This window comes from Streptomyces xylophagus (assembly GCF_000716435.1).
Taxonomy (GTDB): Bacteria; Actinomycetota; Actinomycetes; order Streptomycetales; family Streptomycetaceae; genus Streptomyces; species Streptomyces xylophagus.
Genome location: NZ_JNWO01000015.1, coordinates 442963 through 465060, shown reverse-complemented (window position 1 = coordinate 465060; position 22098 = coordinate 442963). Strand labels below are relative to the sequence as shown.

Here is a 22098-nt window from a genome sequence, read left to right as displayed (position 1 = left end):
TCCCCCGTGCCGACTGCGACGACATGTGCGGCCGGCACACCCGGCTCTCGGGACGCTCGACCGCGAACGAGCATAAAGTCCGCGGGAACCTCACGGCGAGGGGTTGCCTCGCGGCGGAGCGTCGTCGGGCTTCGCCGGACGTCGGCAGTGGTACTCAGCGGGTCGCCCCGGTACACCTGTGCGCGGGCGTACCGGGGCGAGCCCCTCGGGTCGTCAGCCCTGGCTGCAGTAGTCCACCCAGCGGTGCGAGGAGATGTTGTTGTTGACGCTCTTGCCGAACTGCGAGAGCCCCGCGCCGTAGGTGAAGCGGTAGTCGCCGGTCGTGGTGTCGTACCAGCGGTCGCCCTGGCTGATGCAGGCGTGCGCGCCGCCTGCGTTCGGGGCGGTGTACAGGTCGACGGCGTCGAGGCCGCCCGCGTAGCCGTTGTTCCAGATGTCGGAGGTCAGGTTGCGGCAGCTGCCCCAGTTGTCGGAGTTGCCGGACCACTTGCACTCCCGACCGCCACCGTAGGGCTGGGTGTAGACGTGGAGGTAGCCGTCCCCGGAGGCGAGCCGCGCGGTCGCGGTCGCCTGGGAGCCCGCGTCCAGCGCGCTGGCGCTGGAGACCGGGGAGAAGAGCGCGGCAACGGCGGCGGCCGAGGCCGCGACGGTGAGAAGACGCTTGACGGACATGATTTCCCTCGTTTTCGGTGTGAGTGTGGATGTGGGTGTGGGTGTGGGTGATGCGGCCACGGCTCGACGGCCGTGGTGGTCGGTGGGATCGGTGAGGTGGCGAGCCGCGCTCAGTCGCCGCGTGCGACGATCGCGCGGGCCCGGGGCAGCGCCTCGCGCTTGAGGCGCGTGAGATCGGCCGTCTCCCGGGGGTGGCTTCGCCGAAGCCGGTCCCGGTACTCGGAGTCCAGGGACTTGGCCACGGACGACAGGCCACTGGAGACGGCACAGGCCGCCTCCGCCGAAGCCAGCCGTACCTCCTTGGCGTGCGGCCACGGAGTCTCCGGCAGGGTGGCCGCGGCACGGGCCCGGGCGGGGTCCGCGTAGGGGAACGTCCGCTCGCGCATGCAGCGCGCCCACGGCTTGACGGCCGCCTTGTAGCGCTTGTCGTCCGTCACGAGGCCGACGCGCGTGCCGGCCAGGCTGTCGGTGACCCGGGTGGCCCGGAACCAGGCCTGGAGATCCCCGTACAACTGCCGTTCGGCGGTGGCCTGGCAGCCCTGGTCGCTGTGGGAGACCCGCATGCCGTTCGGGAGCCGGGCCGAAAGTCCCTGCGGCTGCGCCCCGTTGAGGTCGCTCACCAGCACGGCCCTGGCCTTGGCCGGCACGGAGTGGAAGTACCGCTGGTTGGGATCGCTCCGGACCTCGGCCTCGCGCTGCCGCCGCAGATCGGTGCCGTAGCCGTGGGCTCCGGCCCATGCCGGGTCGTCCACGACGTAGGGGAAGCGGATCGAGACGTCGTCCGGCCTCGGCGGCTCGACCCAGTACTTGTGCCCCTCCTTCTCCATGCACTCCTTGATGAGGAGCTGCTCGGCGAGCCGTAGCGTCTCCGCCGTGCTGCCCACGGCCCGGGGCGGGCTGCTCCCGGCCGCCCCGGGGGTCGTCGTGGTGCCCGCGCATCCGGTGGCCGTCGTCGCCAGCAGACCGGCGATGAGCAGGGCCAAGGTCCAGCGGTGCATAGGGCGGCTCCCAGGGGCTCTGGTCGAACGGACGAATGGACGAATGGACGTGATGCTTTCGAGCCGTTGACGCCCCACAGGCCCCGTCCGTATGCCCCCGAACCACAAGGTTTTTTCTCTCTCCGGCGGTCATACGAGGGCGGCCGGCGAACCGTCCTCCTGCACGCGAACCGACCTCGCGAACCGACCTCGCCGACCGGCGGAAACCGGCCAACCGGCGAGAGGAGGGAGGAGCGCCGACCGCAGACCGAGGCGCACACAACAGGCGTCACCTGCCCTGACATCGCAGGTGAGGGACACCGGTCCGCCGCATCGACCGAATCCGGTCACGGCGGTCCGGCCGTTGCTGTGCCTTCGCTATGTCGTGGGCATGTTCGCCGTTATCTTTGCCGTGCTCCATCGGGCGGGTGGTGCGGCGATCGGGGAACGATGTTCGAAGTGCGGCTGCTCGGTCCGGTGGAGGTGTGGGCCGGCGACCGAAGGGCCCCGCTCGGCGGCGTCAGACCCCTCGCGGTCTTGTCGGCACTGGTCGTCCATCTCGGCGAGGTGCTCTCCACCGACCGGCTCGTGGACTGCGTCTGGGACGAGGAGGCGCCGGCCACCGCGGGCGCCCTGGTGGCCACCCATGTCTCCGCCGTACGCCGGGCACTGGCCCAGGTCACGCAGGACACCGTGGTCCGGACGCGACCGCCGGGCTACGTCGCCGACCTCGAACCGTCCCAGATCGACGCCCGCCGGTTCGAGAACCTGCTCGCCTCCGGCCGGGCCGCTGCCGCGGCGGGCCGCCTCGAGGAGGCCGCCGACCTGCTCCCCGAGGCGCTGGCGCTGTGGCGCGGCCAGGAAGCGCTGGAAGGACTGGGCCAGTCGTTCGCCCGGATCGAGGCGGCCCGGCTGGCCGAACTGCGGCTCGTCGCCCAGGAGGAGTCCTTCGGACTGCAGCTCGATCTGGACCGCGCGGACCGGACGATCGCCCCGCTGCTCGCGCACGTCGCCGCCCACCCCCTGCGGGAACGGCCGCGCGGCCAGCTGATGACCGCGCTGGTCCGCACCGGCCGCGTCTCCGACGCCCTGCGCACGTACCGGGAGGGCCGCGCGATCCTGCGCGAGGAGCTGGGCATCGATCCCGGCCCGGAGTTGCAGGCCCTGCACCAGGCGGTACTGACCAACGACACCCAGGTGTCGGGCACCCCGCGCCCGCACCGGACCGCGCGGGAACCCGCGGGGCCCCCGAAGCCGCCGCCAGCCGACTCCCGGGCATGGCCCGCACCGTCCCATCTCCCGCCGGACATCGCCGACTTCGTGGGCCGCTCCGAGCAGATCGCCTGGGCCGCCTCGCTGGTGGGCGGGGTCGACGAGGCGGGCCGTACCGCTCCGCCGATCGGGGTGATCTCCGGCCGGTCCGGCACGGGCAAGACCGCGCTCGCCGTGCATGTCGGCCACCGTACGGCCGAACTCTTCCCGGACGGCCGCCTGTTCGTGGACCTGCGGGCGGCCGACACCGCGCCGCTGCAACCCGCCGACGCCCTTGCCCGCCTCCTGCGCGCCATGGGCGCCGACCCCGAGACCCTGCCGACCTCGGTCGACGAGCTGACCGGGCTGTACCGCACCCACATCGGACACCGGCGCGTCCTGCTGATCCTGGACAACGCGGCAGGCGAGGCGCATGTACGACCCCTGCTGCCCCCCGGCCCGGGCTGCGCCGTCCTCGTCACGAGCCGGCGCCGGCTGGTGGCGCTGGAGGGCTCAGCCCACCTGGACCTGGCCGTGCCCGGGCAGGCGGAGGCGCTCGAACTCCTGCACCGCGTCGCGGGACCGGACCGCACGAGCGCCGAGCCGGAGCGGGCCGCGGAGATCGTCTCGCTGTGCGGACGGCTGCCGTTGGCGGTGCGCATCGCGGGCGCCCGGCTGGCGGCCCGCCCGCACTGGGCGCCCGGTCGGCTCGCCGACCGACTGCGCGACGAACGCCGCCGGCTGAGCGAACTGCGCGCCGGCGACCTGGAGTTGCGCACCAGCCTCGAACTCGGCTACGCCGACCTGGAGTTGCCGGAGCGCCGGGCGCTGCGCCGGCTGGCCCTGCTCGATCTGCCGGACTTCGCGGCCTGGATCGCCGCCCCGCTGCTGGACATCGGCACGGAGGAGGCCGAGGAGGCGGTGGAGCGGCTGGTGGACTGCCACTTCATCGACGTGATCGGCGTCGACGAGACGGGACGCAGCCGGTACCGCATCCATGACCTGGCCCGCGAACACGCCCGCGAGCGCTGTCTGTCCGAGGAGAGCCCCGAGGAGCGTACGGCGGCCGTGCTGCGGCTGGTGGCCTCCTGGCTGGGTCTTGCCGAGAAGGCGGCCGCCCTCGGCCCGGGCGGAGCCGCCCGGCGCTTCCCCGAACCGGCCGCCGTACGACCCCTCGACGCGGAGACCGAGGAGGAGCTGCTGGAGCGGCCCACGTCCTGGTTCGCCGCCGAACAGGCCTGTCTGCTCGCGGCAGTTGAGTACTGCGCCGACCACGGCATGGTCCGCGCCGCCCGCGACCTCGCGGGAGCGCTGATCGCGAGCTCGGCCGCCCTGTACAACCAGTTCGACGCCTGGTCCCGCTCGCACGCCGCGGCCATGGCCGCCGTACACCGCGGCGGAGACGTCGAGGGCGAGGCGTGGCTGCTCGCCGGACTGGGCCAACTGCGCTACGAACAGGACGAGTTCGAGGAGTCGTACACCTACTTCGGTAACGCCCTGCGCCTGTTCGAGGCGCGCGGCGACGTGCCCGAGGGCGCGGCGCTCGCACTCGCCGGGATGGGGACGGCCCGCCGCGAACAGGCGGGCTACGCCGAGGCGTTGGAGCTGTTGAACGCGGCGCTCGATCGGTACGGGGAGTCCGCCGGGCGGGGCGCCCGGGCCCGGGTGCTGTACGGCATCGGATACGTGCACCGGGAACAGGGGCGCGACGCGCAGGCCCGGGAGGCTCTCGCGCGGGCACTGGACCTGTACCGCGCGGAGGGCGACCGGCACGGCGAGGCGCTGACCCTGCGGTCGCTGGCCCTGTGCGACCGGGCCGAGGGCGCGCTCAAGGACGCCGAGCGACAACTGCACGAGGCCCTGCGGATCTTCGCGGGTACGCGGGACACCTTCGGGGTGATGTACACCGAACAGTCCCTGGCCAAGACGGAGTTGAGGCTCGGCCGCATCGAGGAGGCACGGGCGCGGCTCGGCCGGTGCCTGCCCGTGGCCCGCGAGCGCCAGGACCGCTTCGGCGAGGCGCTCGTCCTGCGCACGCTGGGCGAGTGGCATCTGGCCGTCGGCGATCCGGACGGCGCGCGGGAGCCGCTGGAGCGGGCCCTGTCGACATGGGAGACCCTGCGGCTGCCGCTGTGGCGGGCACGCACGCTCCGGGACCTGGCCGACGTACGGGAGGCACACGGCGACGCGTCGGCGGCGCGGGCGGCCAGGGCCGAAGCACTCGGCGTCTTCCGGGAGTTGGACTGCCGCGAGGCACAGGAGCCGGCAGCGGGCGCCGAGTAGGCCGTACGGCTGCAGAAGCCCTGGTGGGCCGCCTACAGGCAACTTGCAGAGCACTTGCAGCGGGGCCCGCGATGCTGATGCACGTGACAGAGATCATCACGCTCTCGGACGCCCGGGTCGCCGCGGTCGCGGAGGACGACTGCGGCGAACCGCTGGTCGACCTGCGCGGCACGGGCAACCTGTCGATCGACCACCGGCAGGCCGACGACGCCGGCGACTACGCCCACCTCAGGGCCGGTGCGCTACGGCGGCTGGTGCGAGCCCAGCGGCTGCTGCCGGCCGGGGTCCGGTTCCTGGTGGTGGAGGGGTACCGGCCGCCCGAACTGCAGCGCCGGTACTTCGAGCAGTACGCGCAGACCATGCGCCGGACCCACCCGAACGCGTCGCCGGAACGGATCCGCGAGCTGGCGAGCGCGTACATCTCCCCGCCAGAGGTCGCACCGCACGTCAGCGGCGGTGCCGTCGACCTCACCCTGTGCGACCAGGACGGCCGGGAACTCCCGCTGGGCACGGAGGTCAACGCGACCCCCGAGGAGAGCGAGGGCGCCTGCCGCACCGAGGCGCCCAACATCAGCGCCGAGGCCCGCGCCAACCGGGCCCTCATGGGCTGGGCCCTCGACGCGACCGGCTTCGTCAACTACCCGACCGAATGGTGGCATTGGTCGTACGGCGACCGGTACTGGGCGCTGCTGCGCCGGGCACCGGCCGCCCGCTACGGCCCCGCCACCCCACCCGGCCCGACGGCCGGGGGTGCTGGAAGCCGGGAGCAAATCTAACCGCCGTATCGGACTTTGACTGGTTAGAAAAGACCCCAGCCTCCAGCACCCCGGACCGACGGCCTGACCAGCCACCGACCGGGACACCCGACACCGAGGGGGAAACAGCATGGAGACCGGAACCTGCGCCGTCCCGCCACCGCGGCACGAGGACGGCGACCGGATGAGTCCGAAGGACTTCGACGCGTCCTTCGCCGCCGACATGCCACGCCTGCGCCGGCGGCTGCTGGCCCTGACCGGCAACCCGCACGACGCCGACGACCTTCTCCAGGAGACCTATCTACGGCTGTCCCGACGCGCCCGCGCCCAGAACCTGACGCGGCAGCAGCACCCGTACGCCTACACCTGCACCGTCGCCCTGAACCTGCTGCGCGACGCGTGGCAGCACCCCTCCCGGCGCGAGCAGTCCACCGACCGGCTGCCCGAATCGGGCTGGGACGGCGGGCTGGCCTCCTACGAGGCGTCCCAGACCACGCTGTCGCTGCTGGGCGTGCTCTCCGAGAAGGAGGCCGCGGCGGTGATCCTCGTGGACCTGGAGGGCCTCAGTCACGACACCGCGGGTGAACGGCTCGGCGCCCACCGCGGAACGGTCCAGCGCAACCGGATGCGCGGCCTGGCCAAGATGCGCGACGCGCTCGGCAACTAGCCCGTGCCGCTCCCCCACGGGGGTGGGGAGCGGCACGCACGTCCACACCGCCGTCCCGGCCCGCCCGGCGACGCCACCCATACCAATATGCGAAGGAAGACTTCCTTGAACACCAGCAGCACGCGCCGCAGGACCAGCGGCGCGCTCCTGGGGGCCTCGGTCCTCGCCCTGTCCGCGTTCTTCTCCGCCCCGGCCCACGCGGCCGCGCAGGACGCCACCTGCGGTGTCCTGGCACCGGGCGCCTCGGCCACCGCGCAGGCCGCGGTGAACGCCGCCTGTTCGCAGATCGGCGTCTGGTACAGCTGGGGCGGTGGCCACGCGGCCACGCCGGGCGCCAGCTACGGCTACTACGACGGCTCGGACCCCGACAGCCTCCACGACAACGAGCGCAAGGGCTTCGACTGCTCCGGCCTGACGCGCTACGCCTACTACCAGGCCACTGGCAAGGACCTACTCAACGGCACGGCGAACGACCAGTTCCACAGCTCGCAGGCCTCGGCGCGCTTCTCCGCCGCGCAGGGCACCGCCCCGCTGCTGCCGGGCGACCTGATGTTCTGGGGCAGCGGGCACATCCACCATGTCGCCATGTACCTGGGCAACGGGCAGATGGTCGAGGCGTACGAGTCCGGCACCCACATCCGGGTCGCCTCCGTCCGCACCGGCGGCGACTACGCGGGCGCGATCCGGATCAACGGGTCGGGCACGCCAACTCCCCCACCCGCGAACGGCGGTACGGTCTTCGAGACCTGGGGCACCGGCGTCCGCACCCACGCCACGCCGAGCACGCGCGGTGCCGTGGTGGACACCTTCGCCGGCCCGACCCAGGTGTCCGTCCAGTGCCAGGAGCACGCCGAGACCGTCACCGCCGAGGGCTACACCAACGACATCTGGTCCAAGCTGGCCGACGGCTCGTGGATGACCAACATCTACATCAAGGGCCCGGCCTCGCTGCCCGGCATCCCGGACTGCGGCGGCAGCAGCACCCCGCCGCCCTCGGGAGGCAGCAAGCCCTTCCAGACCTGGGGCACCGGCGTCCGCACCCACAGCCAGCCGAACGTCAACGCCGGCGTGGTCGACTACTTCGCCCAGCCCACCACGGTCAACGTCGTCTGCCAGGCACACGCCCAGGAGGTCACGGCCGAGGGCTACACCAACGACGCCTGGTCCAAGCTGACGGACGGTTCCTGGATGACCAACATCTACATCAAGGGCCCGGCCTGGCTGGACGTACCGACCTGCTGACGCGGAGCCTCACCCCGCCGACGGGGTGAGAACGACCTGCGGCTGTGTCGCGACGGGGGGCGGCGGGGTCAGTTCCTGGGCCGGGAGCTTGGACGGGGCGGTTTCCTGGGGGAGAACCTGGTCGAAGTCGACCAGACCGGTCTTCTCCAGGACCGCGAGGTGGTCCAGGACGATGTCGTTGACCCGGTCGGCCAGGGCACGGACCAGCGAGTTCCTCGTGGTGGTGCGGACGCTCGCGATCGTGGAGAGGAACTGGCCGTCCGTCGCGCGCAGGAGGGTGGCCATGTCGGTGTCGAACTGCTTGCCCCTGTCCGCCTTCAACCTGGCCACGAAGCCCTGCTGTTGTGGCGACGGCTGGTTGGGCAGGGTGATACCCAACTTGCCGCCGGCCGCACGGCAGGCGGCGTCCAGGGAGGCATCCCCGTCGATCAGGTGCTCCCCTGCGACTTTGACGGCCTTCGTCGTGGCCTTCCTCAACGCCAGCTGACCGACCGGGTACTCCCATAATCCGGCCGAGCGCACCTTGACCACGAAATCCCGGTCGGCCTCTGTCAGCGGTCCGCTCGCCGGGGTGGCGATGACCCGCTCGGGCGCATTGTCGACCTTCTGGACTCCGAGCATCGCGGGGTACAGGACCGATCCGAGGGTGACGCTGAGCGCACCACCCACGAAGAGAGTTCCCGCCGTTCTCCGTGAAACGAGCACCGTGTCTCCTGTCCGGTGGTTCGCAACCGCACACACATGAGTACGGATGCGGGGTCCCCCGGAACCTTTTGGGTTCGCAACGGGTTCGCAAAGCCGATCAGTGTCCGGCATCCCGGCTGAAGGTCGGGTGGTCGCGTGGAACCTTTCCCCGGACGTCACCGACGTGCGGGCAGCGGTTGCTGCTCGGGGGCGTCCGCCTGTTGCAGCTCGGCGAGGATCTCGTTCTGTCCGGTGAGAAGTTCGGTGAGGATGCGGCGCGCGGCGCGCAGGAGTTCGGCGACGTCGCCGCCGGCGAGCGCGTAGCGGACGGTCGAGCCTTCCCGGATGGAGACGACGATGCCGGACCGGCGCAGGACGGCCAGTTGCTGCGACAGGTTGGAGGGTTCGATCTCGATGTCGGCGAGCAGGTCCCGTACGGACACCGGCCCGTGCTGGAGGAGCTCCAGCACTCTGATGCGTACGGGGTGCCCGAGCATGCGGAAGAAGTCCGCCTTGACCTGGTAGAGGGGGACCTGCATGGACGCTCGCTCCTTGCCGGGTGGGTGGGAGTGCGGCTCGCGGGATGTGACGGCTTCCGAGGGCGGTCCCACACCGCGAGCCGCCCTCGGAAGCCGATCCTTCACGCCCCGGGCCCCGCACGACCGCACATTGTGACCATGCTGATGTGATGAGTTGAAGAAGTCTTCACATCAGGGGCAGGCGTGGTCCCCGCATGGCGGGCCGGACTAGATCTCGATCGCCCCCTCCACGCGTTTGAGCTGGTGGCGGGCCATCGCCAGGTTCGAGCGGGCCTTGTCGAGCACGAGGTACAGGAACATGCCGTTGCCGTTTCGACCCGTGATCAGACGGATCAGGTGGTACTGGCTGTCCAGCGTGATCAGGATGTCCTCGATCTGGCCCTTGAGGCCCAGTTGCTCCATGGTGCGCACCTTGGCCCGGATCACATCCGTGTTCCCGGCCGCGGCGACCGTCAGGTCCAGGGTCTTGCTGCCGCCCAGGGTGCCCAGCGCCATCCCGCTGGTGTAGTCGACGACGGCGGCCCCCAACGCCCCCTCGATGCCGGCCATCATCTCCTTCAGCGACACTTCCACACCGGCCACGATGCCTCCCCTTGTCTTCCGTTGACTGCGGCGGACCGGCGCTGCCGACCCGCCTCGGTGTCGGGACCGTACGCACGCGGCCCTCACTCGCGGAGAATCTCTTCGGGACTGACCCGTGGCGATCGGACAACACCACGACGGGACCTGTTGATGGTCCAGAACTGGCCCGACCGGTACGGAAGTTGACGCCTGGCCCTTGAACTCCCGGGTCTTGGCCCGGTACGGCCGTGAACGTACCCCTCGCCCGTCGTACGGCGGCTGCCGTACGGCCCAGTGACGGTGCCCGGGGGATGTGCGGGTGGGCCGCGGACGACACCTTTGGCACGTCGGACCCGACGCCATTTCATGAACCTTCGTCTTTCGCCCTGCCACATCCCATTGAAGGACAGACCATGCAACGCCTATTCGTCGGCATCGCCGCCGCCTCACTTCTGCTCGCGGTAACCGCCTGCGGATCGTCCGGGAATTCCGGCGACTCCGCATCGGAGAGCGGCGGTACCACCAAAGTCAAGGTCGGGGTCATTCCGATCGTCGACGTGGCTCCCATCTATCTCGGCCAGAAACAGGGGATCTACAAGAAATACGGTCTCGACGTCTCGATGACCACGGCGCAGGGCGGCTCGGCCATCGTCCCTGGCGTGGTCAGCGGCCAGTTCCAGTTCGGATTCAGCAACACGACGTCGCTGATGATCGCGCAGAGCAACGGCGTACAGGTGAAGGCGGTTTCCAACGGGGTGGCGACCACTGGCGTGAACGGAAAGGACTACGGCGCGCTCGTCGTCAAGAAGGGCAGTTCCCTCAAGTCCGCGAAGGACCTCGAGGGCAAGACGGTCGCCGTCAACACGCTGAAGAACATCCTCGAGACCTCGGTCCGCGAGTCCGTGCGCAAGGCCGGCGGGGACCCGTCGAAGGTGAAGTTCGTGGAGCTGGCCTTCGACCAGATGCCCGCCGCCCTGGAGAAGGGACAGGTGGACGCCGCGATGGCGGTCGAGCCCGCGCTGACCACCATCCTGAACGCGGGAGGCGTGGAGATCGCGTCACCGTATGTGGACGTCGCCAAGGATCTGACCGTCGCCATGTACTTCACCTCGCAGGCGTACGCGGCGAAGAACCCCGCTGTGGTGACGAAATTCCAGCAGGCCACGGCCGAGGCGCTGACCTACGCGAACAGCCACCCCGACGAGGTCCGCGACATCGTCGCGACCTACACCCAGATCCCGGCCTCCGTCCTGTCGAAGGTGACGCTGCCGAAGTGGCCGCGGGACATCAGCCGGTCCTCGGTGGAGACCCTGGAGAAACTCGGCGAGCAGGACGGGCTGTTCAAGACCGCCCCCGACCTGGACAAGTTGCTGCCGTGAGGAACGCGAACACACTCCTCGGCGCGGCGGGGCTCGCCACCTTCCTCGCCCTCGGCGAGGCCGTACCGCGACTGGGCCTGGTCAGCGCGGACTACTTCCCGCCGCCGAGCAGGATCGCGGGCGCGCTGGGCGACGAACTCGGCGACGGCGCCTTCTGGTCGGCGCTCGGCGACACCCTGACCGGCTGGGTGATCGGCCTGGCGATCGCGTCGGGCGCGGGCATCCTCTGCGGCCTGCTCATCACGGCCGTACCGTTCCTGCGCCAAGCGACGTCGTCGACCATCGAGTTCCTCCGCCCCATCCCGTCCGTGGCACTGATCCCCCTGGCGGTGCTGCTGTACGGCACCGAACTGCGCTCGGTGCTGCTGCTGGTGGTGTACGCGTCGTTCTGGCAGGTGCTCGTCCAGGTGCTGTACGGCGTCCAGGACGTCGACCCCGTCGCCGACGAGACGGCACGGTCGTACGGTCTCGGGACCTGGGCGCGCGTCCGGCACGTGATGTGGCCGACCGCCCTGCCCTACGTCATGACCGGGATCCGGCTCGCGGCGGCGGTGGCCCTGGTGCTGGCCATCACGGCCGAACTGGTCATCGGCGCACCGGGAATCGGCTCGCTGATCGCGGTCGCCCAGGCGTCGCAGGCCGTACCCCACATGTACGCGCTGATCACGGTGACCGGGGTCCTGGGTCTCCTGATCAACCTGGGGGCCCGCGCGGTGGAGCGACGGGCCCTGGCCTGGCATCAGTCCGTACGCGGGGAGACCGTACTGTGAAGGCGCTGACACGGCAGGTGCTGTTCGCGGTGGGGCTGCCCGCGGTGCTGCTGGGGCTGTGGTGGGCCGCGTCGGACGGGAGCACCGACCCGTTCTGGCCGCCGCTGCGCACGATCCTCCGCACCTTCCCCTCGGTGTGGACCGGCGAGCGCCTGCGCTCGGACGTGGTGCCCAGCGTGCTGCGCCTGGCCGGCGGCTACGCGCTCGCGGGCCTCGTGGGCGTCGGCCTGGGCACCCTCATCGGTTCATATCGCGGAGTGCGGGCCTTCTGCGAGCCCGTGCTGGAGTTCCTGCGGGCCGTGCCACCGCCGGTGCTGGTACCGGTGATCATGCTGTTCGCGGGCATCGGCGACACGATGAAGATCGTGGTGATCGCGAGCGGCTGTGTCTGGCCGGTCCTCCTCAACACGGTGGAGGGCGTGCGCGCGGTCGACTCGGTGATGCTGGAGACGGCGCGTTCGTATCACCTCCGCGGTGTCGGGCGGCTGCGCCACCTGGTGCTGCCCTCGGCGAGTCCGCAGATCGTCGCCGGCCTGCGCCAGGCGCTCTCCATCGGAATCATCCTCATGGTCATCAGCGAGATGTTCGCGGCGAACAACGGCATCGGCTTCACCGTCGTCCAGTTCCAACGCAGCTTCGCCATCCCCGACATGTGGACCGGAATCCTGCTCCTGGGCCTGCTCGGCTTCCTGCTCTCCGTCGCCTTCCACTTCGCCGAGCGCCGGGTGCTCGGCTGGTACCACGGCCTGCGCGCGTCCACCCGGCGGTCGTGAATGAACATCGCGAAAGGGCGAACCATGCTCGACATACGTGGCCTGCGGAAGACCTACCAGGGGTCCGGCCGGCAGGTGGAGGCGGTCCGCGACCTCACCTTCACGGTGAAGGCCGGTGAACTCGTCTGCCTGGTGGGCCCGTCGGGCTGCGGCAAGACGACCCTGCTGAAGTGCATGGGCGGACTGCTCACCCCGACCTCCGGAGAGGTGCTCCTCGACGGCGTACCGGTGACCGGCCCGCCGCCCGGAATGGCGATCGTCTTCCAGGAGTACGGTCGCAGCCTCTTCCCCTGGATGAGAGTCGCCGCCAACGTCGAACTCCCCCTGAAGGAGAAGGGGTTGCCGAAGGCGAAACGCCGGGAGCTCGTCACTGACGCCCTGCGGTCGGTGGGGCTGCCGGACGCGGCTGACGCGTATCCCTGGCAGTTGTCCGGGGGTATGCAGCAACGGGTGGCGATCGCACGGGCGTTGGCCTACGAGCCTCAAGTCCTGCTGATGGACGAGCCGTTCGCGGCCGTCGACGCGCAGACCCGCGCCGACCTGGAGGACCTGGTACGGGTCCTGTGGCAGGAGCGCGGGATCACCGTCCTGTTCGTCACCCACGACATCGACGAGGCGGTCTACCTCGGCGAGCGGGTCATCGTCCTCTCCGCCTCACCGACGGTCGTACAGGACGAGCTGCACATCGACCTGCCCGACGAACGGGACCAGCTGCACACCCGGGTCTCCCCTCGCTTCACCGAACTGCGCACGCACGTCTACGAGCAGATCCAGGCGGCGAAGCGGGCGGCTCGGGCGGACGCGTCCACGTCGGCGGCCGCACCGGACGGCGACGGGCGTCCGGCCGGCTGAGCCGGGCCGACGGTCCTCCGGATCACGGCCGCCGTAACGGAGATGCAATCTCCGTTTTGCCGTAGGGTGGCGGTATGAAGGACGCCACGATCCGGGTCGTCATCGCCGACGATCAAGCTCTGTTGCGGGGCGGGTTCCGCATTCTGATCGACTCTGCCGACGACCTGGAGGTGGTGGGAGAGGCGGAGACCGGTCGCGAGGCCATCGAGGTCGTCCGCCGCACCACTCCGGACATCGTGCTGATGGACATCCGTATGCCGGAGCTGGACGGTCTCGCGGCCACGCGGGAGATCGCCTCGGATCCGGCCCTGGACGGCGTCCGCATCGTGATCCTCACCACCTACGAGGTGGACGAGTACGTCCTGCAGGCTCTGCGGGCCGGGGCGTGCGGCTTTCTGGGGAAGGGGATGCGTCCCGCGGAGTTGCCGGAGGCCATCCGGGTCGCGGCGCGCGGCGAGGCGCTGCTGTCGCCCAAGGCCACCCAGACCCTGATCACGAGATACCTCTCCCTGCCCGACGGACCGCCGACGGCCCTCTTCGGCGAACTGGCCGAACTCACCGACCGGGAGCGGGAGATCGTGGCGCTGGTGGCCGAGGGAATGTCCAATCAGGCGATCGCCGAGTACCTGGTCATCTCCCGTCAGACCGTCCGCACCCATGTGCATCGGGCGATGGCCAAACTCGGCGCCCGGGACCGGGCCCAGCTCGTGGTGGTCGCCTATCAGACAGGGCTCGTCCGCGTCCGTCCGGCAGCCGCCGGACGCTAGCCGGAACCGGAGTTCAGGGTTTCGCGGGAAGGGCGGGAAGGAACGCGTCCACGCTGAACTCCTCGCGGCCCTCCACGATGTCGAGCCGACCACCGACGGACGCGGCCCGCTCACGCAGACCCAACAGGCCACGCCCCGTGCCCCATTGGGAATGCCGCCGATCCTCGGTGCGGGTCACCGGGTTGACCACCGAGACCCGGAGCCGGTGCGCGGCGAAGGACAGCCGGACCGTCGCGGTGCGGGGCGTGGCGTACTTGAAGGCGTTCGTCAGCGACTCCTGGACGATGCGGTAGCCGGCCATGCTGACGGCCGGACTCAGGCCGAAGCTCCTGTCGCCGCGCTGTATGTCGACCGCAAGGCCGGCGGCACGGAAGCCGTCGAGGAGATCGTCGAGGCGGTCCAGGGTGGGCATGGGCTCCGGCAGCGGTGTCTCACCGTCGGGCTGACGCAGGACGGTCAGCATGGTGCCGAGTTCCGCGAGCGTGCTGCCGCTCGCCGTGATGACGTGCTCGATGGCCGCCTCTGCCGCCTCGGGCTCCCGGCGCAGCAGGTGGGCAGCCGCTCCGGCCTGGAAGTTGATCACCGTGATGCTGTGCGCGACGATGTCGTGCAGGTCGCGGGCGAGCCGCAGGCGCTCCTCGACCACCCGCCGTGACGCCTCCGCCTCCCGGGTCCGCTCGGCTCGCAGGGCGCGATCCTGGATGGCCTGGATGTAGGCGCGGCGGTTCCTGGTGGCGTCACCGACGGCGACGGCCGCACCGAGCCACGCGATCAGCATGAGGTTGGCCGGATCGAAGACGCGCACCCCGGTCACGATCAGAGTGAAGACCTGGATCAGGGTTCCGGCGATCGCGCCGGTGATCAGGGCGCGGGTGCGCGGGGCGGACACGGCCTCGGAATACAGGGCTACCAGACAGCACACGATTCCCGGGCCCGGCTCCATCATCCACAGCAGCGCGACGAGGTAGCCGACTGTCGTCCCCGCGAGCGCGACCGCCGGCATACTCCGCCTCACCGCCAGCGGTGCCGCCGACAACAGCGTGAAGAGAGTGGCGGGCCACACCGAGACGCCCATCCTGAAGAACGCCGGGACAATGAGGGCGGCCCACAGCAGGGCGAGCAATCCGTCGACGAGCAACGGATTGCCGAGCACCCGGCCACGTATTCCGTCCAGCACACTCACCATCCCCGCCGTATCGCGCCATCGATGGTTCAACCTACCCCGACCCCCGTATACCGCGAGGCACAGTACGGCGGTCACCGTACGCGCGAGAGACGGCATTCAGGGGACGCGGGAAATGGCTTTCCGAAGGAAGTTTGAATCCATCACTTCCCCCATTTGGTCACACAAACCCGCACCCCGACAAGGATGTTGATGTGAAGCGCCGAATATTCCTTTCCGGCATGGCAGCCACCGCCGCGGGAGCGACCGCCGTCCTGAACTACGGCGGAGCACAGAACGCGGCGGCCTCGACCGGAGGCACCCTGACCTTCCCCAAGGACTCCTACACCACGGCGACCAAGACGATCACGACGGCCGACGGTGCCGAGAAGAGCGTCACCTACCGGTTCTGGGAGAACATCGTCTACGTCGCCAACCCCGTGGACCCGACCTACCAGTGCCTCAACGTCCAGCAGCCGGTCGAGATCGACGGGCGGGCCGTCGACGCCTCCCACGCACCGATCTTCTTCTCCATCCCGCTCGGCGGTTTCCTCTCCGGCACGCCCGGCGGCACCAATACCGGCGGCGGCTTCCCGGGTGCGAGCCCGTCCCCGAGCGACAGTTCATCGTCCGACCCCAGCGCCACCCCGACCGCGTCGCCCACGACCAGGCCCCCGCTGCCGCCGGGAGCGGGCGACCAGGGAGACAACTCGGCACTGGCCCTCGCGGCCGGCTACGTCGTGGTCACCTCGGGCGCGCGCGGAAGGGAGAACGTCAAGGACGGCAAGTACTACGGCAAGGCTCCCGCAGCCCTCGTCGACCTGAAGGCGGCCCTGCGGTACGTCCACAAGAACAAGGGGGTGCTGCCCGGCAACCCCGACAAGATCATCACCAACGGCGGCAGCGCCGGCGGCAACTTCTCCTCGATGATGGGCGCCTCGGTGGGCAGCCCGGTGTTCGACTCCTACCTCCGGGAGATCGGCGCGGCCGAGGCGAGCGACGCGGTGTTCGCCTCCGCCGTCTTCTGCCCGATCATCGACCTCGGCAACGCCGACAAGGCCTACGAGTGGATGTACGGCTCGGCCGAGCTGAACGGCGAGCTGGTCGACCAGACGGCCTCGAGGCAACTGACCGCACAGTTCGCGGAGTACCAGGCCTCGCTCGGCCTGCACGGCGTGGGCCGGTTCGGCCGGGTGACGGCCGCCAACTACGACCGGTACCTGCTGGAGAACTACGTACAGCCGGCCGCGACCAGCCATCTGCGGGCGCTCTCCGCGGCCGACCGGACGGCCTATCTGGCCGCCAACCCGTTCATCACGTGGTCCGGCGACAAGGCGACCTTCTCCTGGGACGGATACATCGCGCACATCGCCCGGTCCCGTCCCGTGCCCGCCTTCGACGACAAGGCCTTGTCGGAGCCGGAGCCGGGCTACTTCGGCGACGAGACCCACGTCTCCCGGCACTTCACCACCTTCGGCCTGCGGTACGCGACCGGTGACAAGACCGCCACGGTCGACCGCGACATCCCGCACAAGGTCAGGCTGACCAACCCGATGACCTACCTGGAGGAGCGCAACCCCCGGCGGGCGAAGCACTGGTGGCTGCGGATCGGCACCAGTGACACGACGCACTCCCTGACCGCGATCACCAACCTCGCCCTCAAGACGCAGAACCTCGGCGACGACGTCAACCTGAAGATGTACTGGGACGGCGGCCACGGCGCCAACGAGGATCCGGGCGACCTGATCAAGTGGATGGGCGAGATCACCGGCTACACCGCCGGATGAGGGTGGTCCCGAGCACCGCGGCGAGATGAATTCGTCGTGGTGCTCGGGACCGGGTGGCCGAAGCCGTGACGCTACTTGACGGGCGCGTCGGTGAACTGCGACCAGGTCTCGTCCGAAACCCAGTTCGCACCGCACGAAGGAATGGAACCGTCGCTTTCGGCGGCCACCATGTAATGCTGGCCGACCGTGAAGGTCAGGTTCTCCGGGAAGTCAGGGTCGTTGCTCACCAGGATCGTGCGACTGCCGCCGCCGTGCAGCCAATGGTCGACGTGGAGGGTGATCAGCGGCCCCTTCACCGAGGTGACCGTTCCGTAGAAAAACGTCGGATAACCCCTCAGCTGGTCGGGAACGGGTGCCTGGCACTTTCGGTTGCTCCCGGTAAGGGTGAGCTCCTTGACGACTGCGGTCGAGTGGCCGTTTCCGGAATTCGCCGTGATTCCCGCGGTGATACCACCGCCCAGGAGCAGCGCGGCAGCCGCCGCGATCCCGAAGAAACGCTGACGCCCCCTTCCTACGGAGATGTTCACGGCGGGAGTCGTGGTGTCGAAGTCGGTGTTTTCCGACGACGTTACGGAGTTGTTCTTCATGGCAGCCTCCACAAGACGATTGGTGTCCGGCAGCGGAGCTCGTGAGGTCAATGCGGGGTCCGCATCCCTCAGTAGGGTCAGCAACTCGTTGTCATTCACTGACCGCTCCTTCCTTCACTCATCTTGTGTCCGGCGAGTTCGGCCTTCTTTCGCCCCGACTGGAGTTGTTCGGCGATTTTCTTTTTCGCCCGGTGCAAGCGCACGCTCACCGCGTTGGCCGTCATTCCGGTCGCCTCGGCGATCTGCCGTGGGGCCAGTTCCTCCCACGCCCACAGCCGAATCACCTCGCGGTCCAATTCCCCGAGTGCGGCCAGTGCGGCATGCAGGTCGCTGTGATCGGTGACCACGGGCACCGCCACCTGCGGCACATTGGCCAGGCAGCCCCGCGCAACCCGGTAACACCAAGGGAGCACGTCATCGCCATCGGGCAGGGACCCGTCTCTGAGCCCGGGGACATGGTCGATACGACGCCACAGCACGAGCATCGTCTCGGACAGGACGTCCTCGACCATGCCAGGGGCCGTGCGTCGCAACAGATACCGGTGCAGGGGCGCCGTCACCACCTGCGCCAGCCCTTCGAAGCGTGCCCGTCGCAGCCGACGGGTCTCCTGTTCCGTCATGGATTCCACGCCCCGTCCATGTCCGACACCGTCCCGCCCCTTTCAACAAGGGCGTTTTGTCCGGATCGGCCGGTGCCGGCGGCTGCGGTGTGCTCATGGATGGGCCCGCGGCGCGTCCTGCGGGTGTGGGTGACGAACTCGCCGCCGGGCCGCCAGCCCTCGGCCCGCACAACGTGGGCGTGAACCTGCTCGGGCCGGGACAGGAGCGCGATCGGCTCACCCGCCACTGTCATCGGCTCCGGCGGCTGGACGTACAAACAAACAGGCCCTCGGCTGACCAAGCCTGACGGAGACAGATCTCCCAGGCCGCCCATCAGGTGCGCTGTCATCACCGGCAGGTGGCGGCAGCGCAGCCCGTGTCGCATGGTCCGCGGCTCCCGCCGCGGACCGGCTCAGGCCTCGTCAGGCGTCAGCCGCAGCGAAATGCTGTTGATGCAGTACCGCTGATCGGTCGGCGTCGCATAGCCCTCGCCCTCGAAGACGTGGCCGAGATGCGACCCGCACCGAGCACACCGCACCTCGGTGCGGACCATGCCGTGCGAGCGGTCCTGGATCAGTTCGACCGCGTCGGTGTCCTTCGGGTCGTAGAAGGACGGCCAGCCGCAGTGGGACTCGAACTTCTCCGTGGAGGTGAAGAGTTCGGCGCCGCAGGCCCGGCAGGAGTAGACGCCCTTCGTCTTGGTGTCGGTGTACTCGCCGACGAAGGCCGGCTCGGTGCCGGCCTGCCGCAGTACCGCGTACTCGGCCGGGTTCAGCTCCGTGCGCCATTCCTCGTCCGGCTTTTCGACGTCGTACGCCATGCAGCTCAGCCCCTTACTTCGCGAGACGGTCCAGGATTCGCGGGCCGAGGTCTGTCACATCGCCCGCTCCCATGGTGAGAACGAGATCACCGGGCTTCGCCATTCCCGCTACGGCCTCGGGCACGTCCGCCTTGTCGTGTACGGGGGTCACGTCGGCGCCCGCCGCGCGCGCGGCCTTGATGATCAGGTCGCTGGTGACGCCGGGGATCGGGTCCTCGCGGGCCGGGTAGATGTCCAGGACCAGCGAGGCGTCCGCGAGGGCCAGGGCCAGGCCCATCTCCTTGCCGAGTTCCTGGGTGCGGGAGAACAGGTGGGGTTGGAAGACCACCAGCAGCCGCGACGAGGAGGCCGCCGCGCGCATCGCCTCCAGGTCCGCCGTCATCTCCGTGGGGTGGTGGGCGTAGGAGTCGATCACCTGGACGCCGGCCGCCTCGCCCTTGAGCTGGAGGCGCCGCTTCACGCCGGTGTACGCGGCCAGCGCGGGCGCGAGCTCCGCCGCCGGGATGCCGAGCGCGACGCCGGCGGCGAGGGCCGCGACCGCGTTGCTCGCGTAGTGGCGGCCGGGGACCGAGACGGTGAAGGTGAGTTCCGCACCGCCCAGGACCACCGTCACCTCGCTCTTCAGACCCTGCGCGACGACGGACAGGATGCGTACGTCGGCGTCCTCCGCCTCTCCGTACGTCACCGTCTTCACCGAGCCCGAACCGGACGACACCCGGCGCGTCAGCTCCCGCGCGCCCTCGTGGTCCGCCGAGATCACCAGCGTGCCGCCCGGCACGATCCGGTCCGCGAAGGCCTCGAAGGACTCGTAGATCTCTTCCATGGACGCGTAGTTGGCGTGGTGGTCGAGCTCCACGTTGAGGACGATCGCGACCTCGGGCGCGTACTTGTGGAAGCTGCGGTCGGATTCGTCCGCCTCGGCGACGAAGATCTCGCCGTCGCCGTGCAGCGCGTTCGAACCCGGGGCGTCCAGGTCGCCGCCGATCGCGTACGAGGGCTTCAGGCCCAGCTCGGTGAGCGACACCGCGAGCATCGACGTCGTGGTCGTCTTGCCGTGCGTGCCGGCGACGGCGATCGGACGCAGCCCGTCCATCAGTCGGGCCAGGGCGTCCGAACGGTGGACGACCGGGATGCCCAGCTCGGCCGCGCGGGCCAGCTCGGGGTTGTCCTTGCGGATCGCCGACGACACGACCACACAGGTGGCGTCGTCGGCGAGGTGCTCCGCCGCGTGCCCGATGTGCACGGTGGCACCCAGGGCGCGCAGGGCGTCGGCGGTCGCGGAGTCCTTGGCGTCGCTGCCCGCCACCTTCGCCCCGCGCTGCGCGAGGATCTTGGCGATCCCCGACATCCCGGCCCCGCCGATGCCGATGAAGTGCGGTCGGTCCATGGCGGTGGGAAGGCCGGGTGCCATGTGTGTCTCCCTGTGCGTGCTGGTTCCGTACGGATACGGCGGACGTTCGGCGGCCAGCCTATTCGGTGCCACCGACAATCACGGACACCCGCCCGCCGCTCCCCGCCCGCTACTCCTTGCTGTGCGAGAACAGCTTCAGCACCGGTACGCCGACCTTGTGACGCGCCCGCGACGCCCAGTCCCGGTGGAAGAACTCCTCCACGTAGTGGGGGTCGGTCAGCACGATCACCTCGTCCGCGCCGATCTCGTCGACCAGGGTCTTGAGCGCGTCCAGCGGGTGGTCCTCGATCAGCCGGCCCTCCGCCTCGCTGCCCGCCGCGTGCAGGGCGTCCAGGGACACCGACAGCGCCTGCGCGCCGAGTGCCGCCGCGTCCTTGCCCTCGGGGGTCTCCCGCTCGTGTGCCGCCTCGTCGAGTTCGCCGAGGGCGACGTCGTCGATGGCCCGCAGCAGGCGGTCAGCCTGGTCGCCGCGGGGCTGGAGCAACACGTGGAAGGAGACGGTCTCGTCACCGTGCAAGGTGGTGACGAACTCCACGTCGGCGGACGTAAGGGCCTTCTCGATCATCAGTACGCTTGTGAACACCAGGCGCCCCTTCTCCTTCGAGGACCCGCAGGCCCTCTCTCCTCCGTGGGCCGTCAAGGCCCTGCGGAAACCATCCTGCCCCGTGATCGCACGGGTACTGCCGGATTTAGTGTGCCCGTCGAAAGCCAAACGGAACGGATCATTCCGCCCGTTCTCAGGAGCGACGGTAGCGACCGAACAGGAACCCGGCCTCTTCCAGCAGGGACACCAGTTCGAAGCGCTGAGGAACCTTAACCGACGGCCCGCCCGCGATCCGCTGCGCGTCCCCCGCCACGAGCATCGGCGAGACGGTCAGGCACAGCTCGTCGAGCACCCCGGCGGCCACGAACTGCCCGAGCAGCCGCGGCCCGCCCTCGGTCAGCAATCGGGTGTGCCCCAGTGCGGCGAGCGCCTGTACGGCCCGCGCGGGGTCCACTCCGGCGCCGTCACCGGCGACCACCACCCGGGCGCCCGCCTTCTCGGCCGCCGCGATCCGGTCCGCGGGCGCCTGCGCGCCCGTCAGGACCAGCGTCGGCACCAGGGGCGAGACGAACAACGGAAGCGAGAAGTCCAGGTCGAGGCTCGCGGTGACGACCGCAATCACGGGGGCAGGCCCCTGTCCCGCCGCCGCCCGCGCCGCAGCGAACTCCTCACGCGCGCGTGCGGGCCGATAACCCTCCTGGCGTACCGTTTCCGCACCGACCACCACCACATCGGCCAGTGCGCGCAGGGTGCCGAAGATCCGCATGTCCGTGGGCCCGGAGATGGGCTGCGAACGACCCTCGTGCTGACCGGCCCCGTCGAGCGTGGACACCATGTTGGCGCGCAGCCAGGGGCCGTCGGCGGCGGGGTAGGCGTATGCCTCCGCCAGCTCCGGAAGCCCCCACTCCCAGTCGGTCACACGCGCATCGGGGACCCCGTTCGAGGCCTGGGCTGCTGTTTCGTCGGTCACAGGGAACAGGCGTCGCATGTCGTGCAGTCTGGCACGCCCTCTAGA

Annotated in this window: 22 protein-coding genes; 10 read left to right on the top strand and 12 right to left on the bottom strand. The window is 70.1% G+C overall.

Annotation, left to right across the window (positions count from 1 at the left end):
• Window positions 1-213: 213 nt before the first annotated feature.
• Window positions 214-672, bottom strand: a complete 459-nt coding sequence (locus OO70_RS31375; RefSeq protein ID WP_043678466.1) for a hypothetical protein — start codon at window positions 670-672, stop codon at window positions 214-216.
• A gap of 110 nt (window positions 673-782) precedes the next feature.
• Window positions 783-1670, bottom strand: a complete 888-nt coding sequence (locus OO70_RS31370; protein ID WP_043678465.1) for a hypothetical protein — start codon at window positions 1668-1670, stop codon at window positions 783-785.
• A 429-nt stretch (window positions 1671-2099) separates the two neighbouring features.
• On the opposite strand from OO70_RS31370, the gene OO70_RS31365 reads away from it, so the two are divergent.
• The 4 genes from OO70_RS31365 (at window position 2100) to OO70_RS31350 (ending at window position 7847) form a co-directional block, all read left to right on the top strand.
• Entirely contained in the window at window positions 2100-5183 is a 3084-nt protein-coding gene (locus tag OO70_RS31365) for an AfsR/SARP family transcriptional regulator (protein WP_043678463.1), read from the top strand.
• Between the two features lie 83 nt (window positions 5184-5266).
• On the top strand, window positions 5267-5959 hold the full coding sequence (locus tag OO70_RS31360; protein WP_043678629.1) for a M15 family metallopeptidase: 693 nt from the start codon (window positions 5267-5269) through the stop codon (window positions 5957-5959).
• Between the two features lie 109 nt (window positions 5960-6068).
• Window positions 6069-6605: an RNA polymerase sigma factor gene (locus tag OO70_RS31355; RefSeq protein ID WP_043678461.1), complete on the top strand. Its 537-nt coding sequence runs from the start codon at window positions 6069-6071 to the stop codon at window positions 6603-6605.
• A gap of 105 nt (window positions 6606-6710) precedes the next feature.
• Window positions 6711-7847, top strand: a complete 1137-nt coding sequence (locus OO70_RS31350) for a C40 family peptidase (RefSeq protein ID WP_043678459.1) — start codon at window positions 6711-6713, stop codon at window positions 7845-7847.
• A gap of 9 nt (window positions 7848-7856) precedes the next feature.
• On the opposite strand, the gene OO70_RS31345 is transcribed toward OO70_RS31350, so the two are convergent.
• The 3 genes from OO70_RS31345 to OO70_RS31335 all read right to left on the bottom strand — a co-directional run bounded on the left by OO70_RS31345 (window position 7857) and on the right by OO70_RS31335 (window position 9652).
• Window positions 7857-8516 (bottom strand): DUF4142 domain-containing protein, encoded by a 660-nt coding sequence (locus tag OO70_RS31345; protein ID WP_043678457.1) that lies wholly within the window; start codon window positions 8514-8516, stop codon window positions 7857-7859.
• Between the two features lie 191 nt (window positions 8517-8707).
• Window positions 8708-9070 (bottom strand): ArsR/SmtB family transcription factor, encoded by a 363-nt coding sequence (locus tag OO70_RS31340; RefSeq protein ID WP_043678456.1) that lies wholly within the window; start codon window positions 9068-9070, stop codon window positions 8708-8710.
• A gap of 207 nt (window positions 9071-9277) precedes the next feature.
• Window positions 9278-9652 (bottom strand): hypothetical protein, encoded by a 375-nt coding sequence (locus OO70_RS31335; protein ID WP_043678454.1) that lies wholly within the window; start codon window positions 9650-9652, stop codon window positions 9278-9280.
• 392 nt (window positions 9653-10044) lie between these two features.
• On the opposite strand from OO70_RS31335, the gene OO70_RS31330 reads away from it, so the two are divergent.
• The 5 genes from OO70_RS31330 to OO70_RS31310 all read left to right on the top strand — a co-directional run bounded on the left by OO70_RS31330 (window position 10045) and on the right by OO70_RS31310 (window position 14172).
• The gene (locus tag OO70_RS31330; protein WP_043678451.1) at window positions 10045-11010 is read left to right on the top strand and encodes an ABC transporter substrate-binding protein; all 966 of its coding nucleotides are present in this window, start codon (window positions 10045-10047) and stop codon (window positions 11008-11010) included.
• Window positions 11007-11780, top strand: coding sequence for an ABC transporter permease (locus OO70_RS31325; protein WP_043678449.1), 774 nt, complete (start codon window positions 11007-11009; stop codon window positions 11778-11780). Before OO70_RS31330 ends, OO70_RS31325 begins: the two co-directional genes overlap by 4 nt.
• On the top strand, window positions 11777-12553 hold the full coding sequence (locus OO70_RS31320; RefSeq protein WP_043678447.1) for an ABC transporter permease: 777 nt from the start codon (window positions 11777-11779) through the stop codon (window positions 12551-12553). Before OO70_RS31325 ends, OO70_RS31320 begins: the two co-directional genes overlap by 4 nt.
• A gap of 24 nt (window positions 12554-12577) precedes the next feature.
• Window positions 12578-13405: an ABC transporter ATP-binding protein gene (locus OO70_RS31315; RefSeq protein WP_043678445.1), complete on the top strand. Its 828-nt coding sequence runs from the start codon at window positions 12578-12580 to the stop codon at window positions 13403-13405.
• 74 nt (window positions 13406-13479) lie between these two features.
• Window positions 13480-14172, top strand: coding sequence for a response regulator (locus OO70_RS31310; protein WP_043678443.1), 693 nt, complete (start codon window positions 13480-13482; stop codon window positions 14170-14172).
• 13 nt (window positions 14173-14185) lie between these two features.
• Here OO70_RS31310 and OO70_RS31305 read toward each other — a convergent pair whose 3' ends face one another.
• On the bottom strand, window positions 14186-15349 hold the full coding sequence (locus OO70_RS31305; RefSeq protein ID WP_158711536.1) for a sensor histidine kinase: 1164 nt from the start codon (window positions 15347-15349) through the stop codon (window positions 14186-14188).
• 227 nt (window positions 15350-15576) lie between these two features.
• On the opposite strand from OO70_RS31305, the gene OO70_RS31300 reads away from it, so the two are divergent.
• Window positions 15577-17121 carry a subtype B tannase gene (locus OO70_RS31300; RefSeq protein WP_043678441.1) on the top strand — a complete coding sequence of 515 codons (1545 nt, stop codon included), beginning with the start codon at window positions 15577-15579 and terminating at the stop codon, window positions 17119-17121.
• Window positions 17122-17192: 71 nt separating this feature from the next.
• Here OO70_RS31300 and OO70_RS31295 read toward each other — a convergent pair whose 3' ends face one another.
• The 6 genes from OO70_RS31295 to OO70_RS31270 form a co-directional block, all read right to left on the bottom strand.
• A complete protein-coding gene (locus OO70_RS31295) occupies window positions 17193-17807 on the bottom strand; it encodes a hypothetical protein (RefSeq protein ID WP_043678438.1) in 615 nt (204 codons plus the stop codon).
• Window positions 17804-18337, bottom strand: coding sequence for an RNA polymerase sigma factor (locus OO70_RS31290; protein WP_043678435.1), 534 nt, complete (start codon window positions 18335-18337; stop codon window positions 17804-17806). The genes OO70_RS31295 and OO70_RS31290 overlap by 4 nt, the downstream gene beginning before the upstream one ends.
• A gap of 383 nt (window positions 18338-18720) precedes the next feature.
• Entirely contained in the window at window positions 18721-19128 is a 408-nt protein-coding gene (gene msrB / locus OO70_RS31285; protein WP_043678432.1) for a peptide-methionine (R)-S-oxide reductase MsrB, read from the bottom strand.
• A gap of 13 nt (window positions 19129-19141) precedes the next feature.
• The gene (gene murC / locus OO70_RS31280; protein WP_043678430.1) at window positions 19142-20539 is read right to left on the bottom strand and encodes a UDP-N-acetylmuramate--L-alanine ligase; all 1398 of its coding nucleotides are present in this window, start codon (window positions 20537-20539) and stop codon (window positions 19142-19144) included.
• Window positions 20540-20648: 109 nt separating this feature from the next.
• Window positions 20649-21122 carry an indole-3-glycerol phosphate synthase gene (locus OO70_RS31275; protein WP_199827442.1) on the bottom strand — a complete coding sequence of 158 codons (474 nt, stop codon included), beginning with the start codon at window positions 21120-21122 and terminating at the stop codon, window positions 20649-20651.
• A 154-nt stretch (window positions 21123-21276) separates the two neighbouring features.
• Window positions 21277-22071, bottom strand: a complete 795-nt coding sequence (locus OO70_RS31270) for a pyrimidine reductase family protein (protein WP_043678427.1) — start codon at window positions 22069-22071, stop codon at window positions 21277-21279.
• Window positions 22072-22098 lie beyond the last annotated feature (27 nt).

Bases quoted from the DNA above. Each gene is read 5' to 3' on its own strand.
- OO70_RS31375 (WP_043678466.1), bottom strand. From the start codon at position 672: ATGTCCGTCAAGCGTCTTCTCACCGTCGCGGCCTCGGCCGCCGCCGTT.
- OO70_RS31370 (WP_043678465.1), bottom strand. From the start codon at position 1,670: ATGCACCGCTGGACCTTGGCCCTGCTCATCGCCGGTCTGCTGGCGACG.
- OO70_RS31365 (WP_043678463.1), top strand. From the start codon at position 2,100: ATGTTCGAAGTGCGGCTGCTCGGTCCGGTGGAGGTGTGGGCCGGCGAC.
- OO70_RS31355 (WP_043678461.1), top strand. From the start codon at position 6,069: ATGGAGACCGGAACCTGCGCCGTCCCGCCACCGCGGCACGAGGACGGC.
- OO70_RS31340 (WP_043678456.1), bottom strand. From the start codon at position 9,070: ATGCAGGTCCCCCTCTACCAGGTCAAGGCGGACTTCTTCCGCATGCTC.
- OO70_RS31330 (WP_043678451.1), top strand. From the start codon at position 10,045: ATGCAACGCCTATTCGTCGGCATCGCCGCCGCCTCACTTCTGCTCGCG.
- OO70_RS31315 (WP_043678445.1), top strand. From the start codon at position 12,578: ATGCTCGACATACGTGGCCTGCGGAAGACCTACCAGGGGTCCGGCCGG.
- OO70_RS31310 (WP_043678443.1), top strand. From the start codon at position 13,480: ATGAAGGACGCCACGATCCGGGTCGTCATCGCCGACGATCAAGCTCTG.
- OO70_RS31300 (WP_043678441.1), top strand. From the start codon at position 15,577: ATGGCAGCCACCGCCGCGGGAGCGACCGCCGTCCTGAACTACGGCGGA.
- msrB (WP_043678432.1), bottom strand. From the start codon at position 19,128: ATGGCGTACGACGTCGAAAAGCCGGACGAGGAATGGCGCACGGAGCTG.
- murC (WP_043678430.1), bottom strand. From the start codon at position 20,539: ATGGCACCCGGCCTTCCCACCGCCATGGACCGACCGCACTTCATCGGC.
- OO70_RS31270 (WP_043678427.1), bottom strand. From the start codon at position 22,071: ATGCGACGCCTGTTCCCTGTGACCGACGAAACAGCAGCCCAGGCCTCG.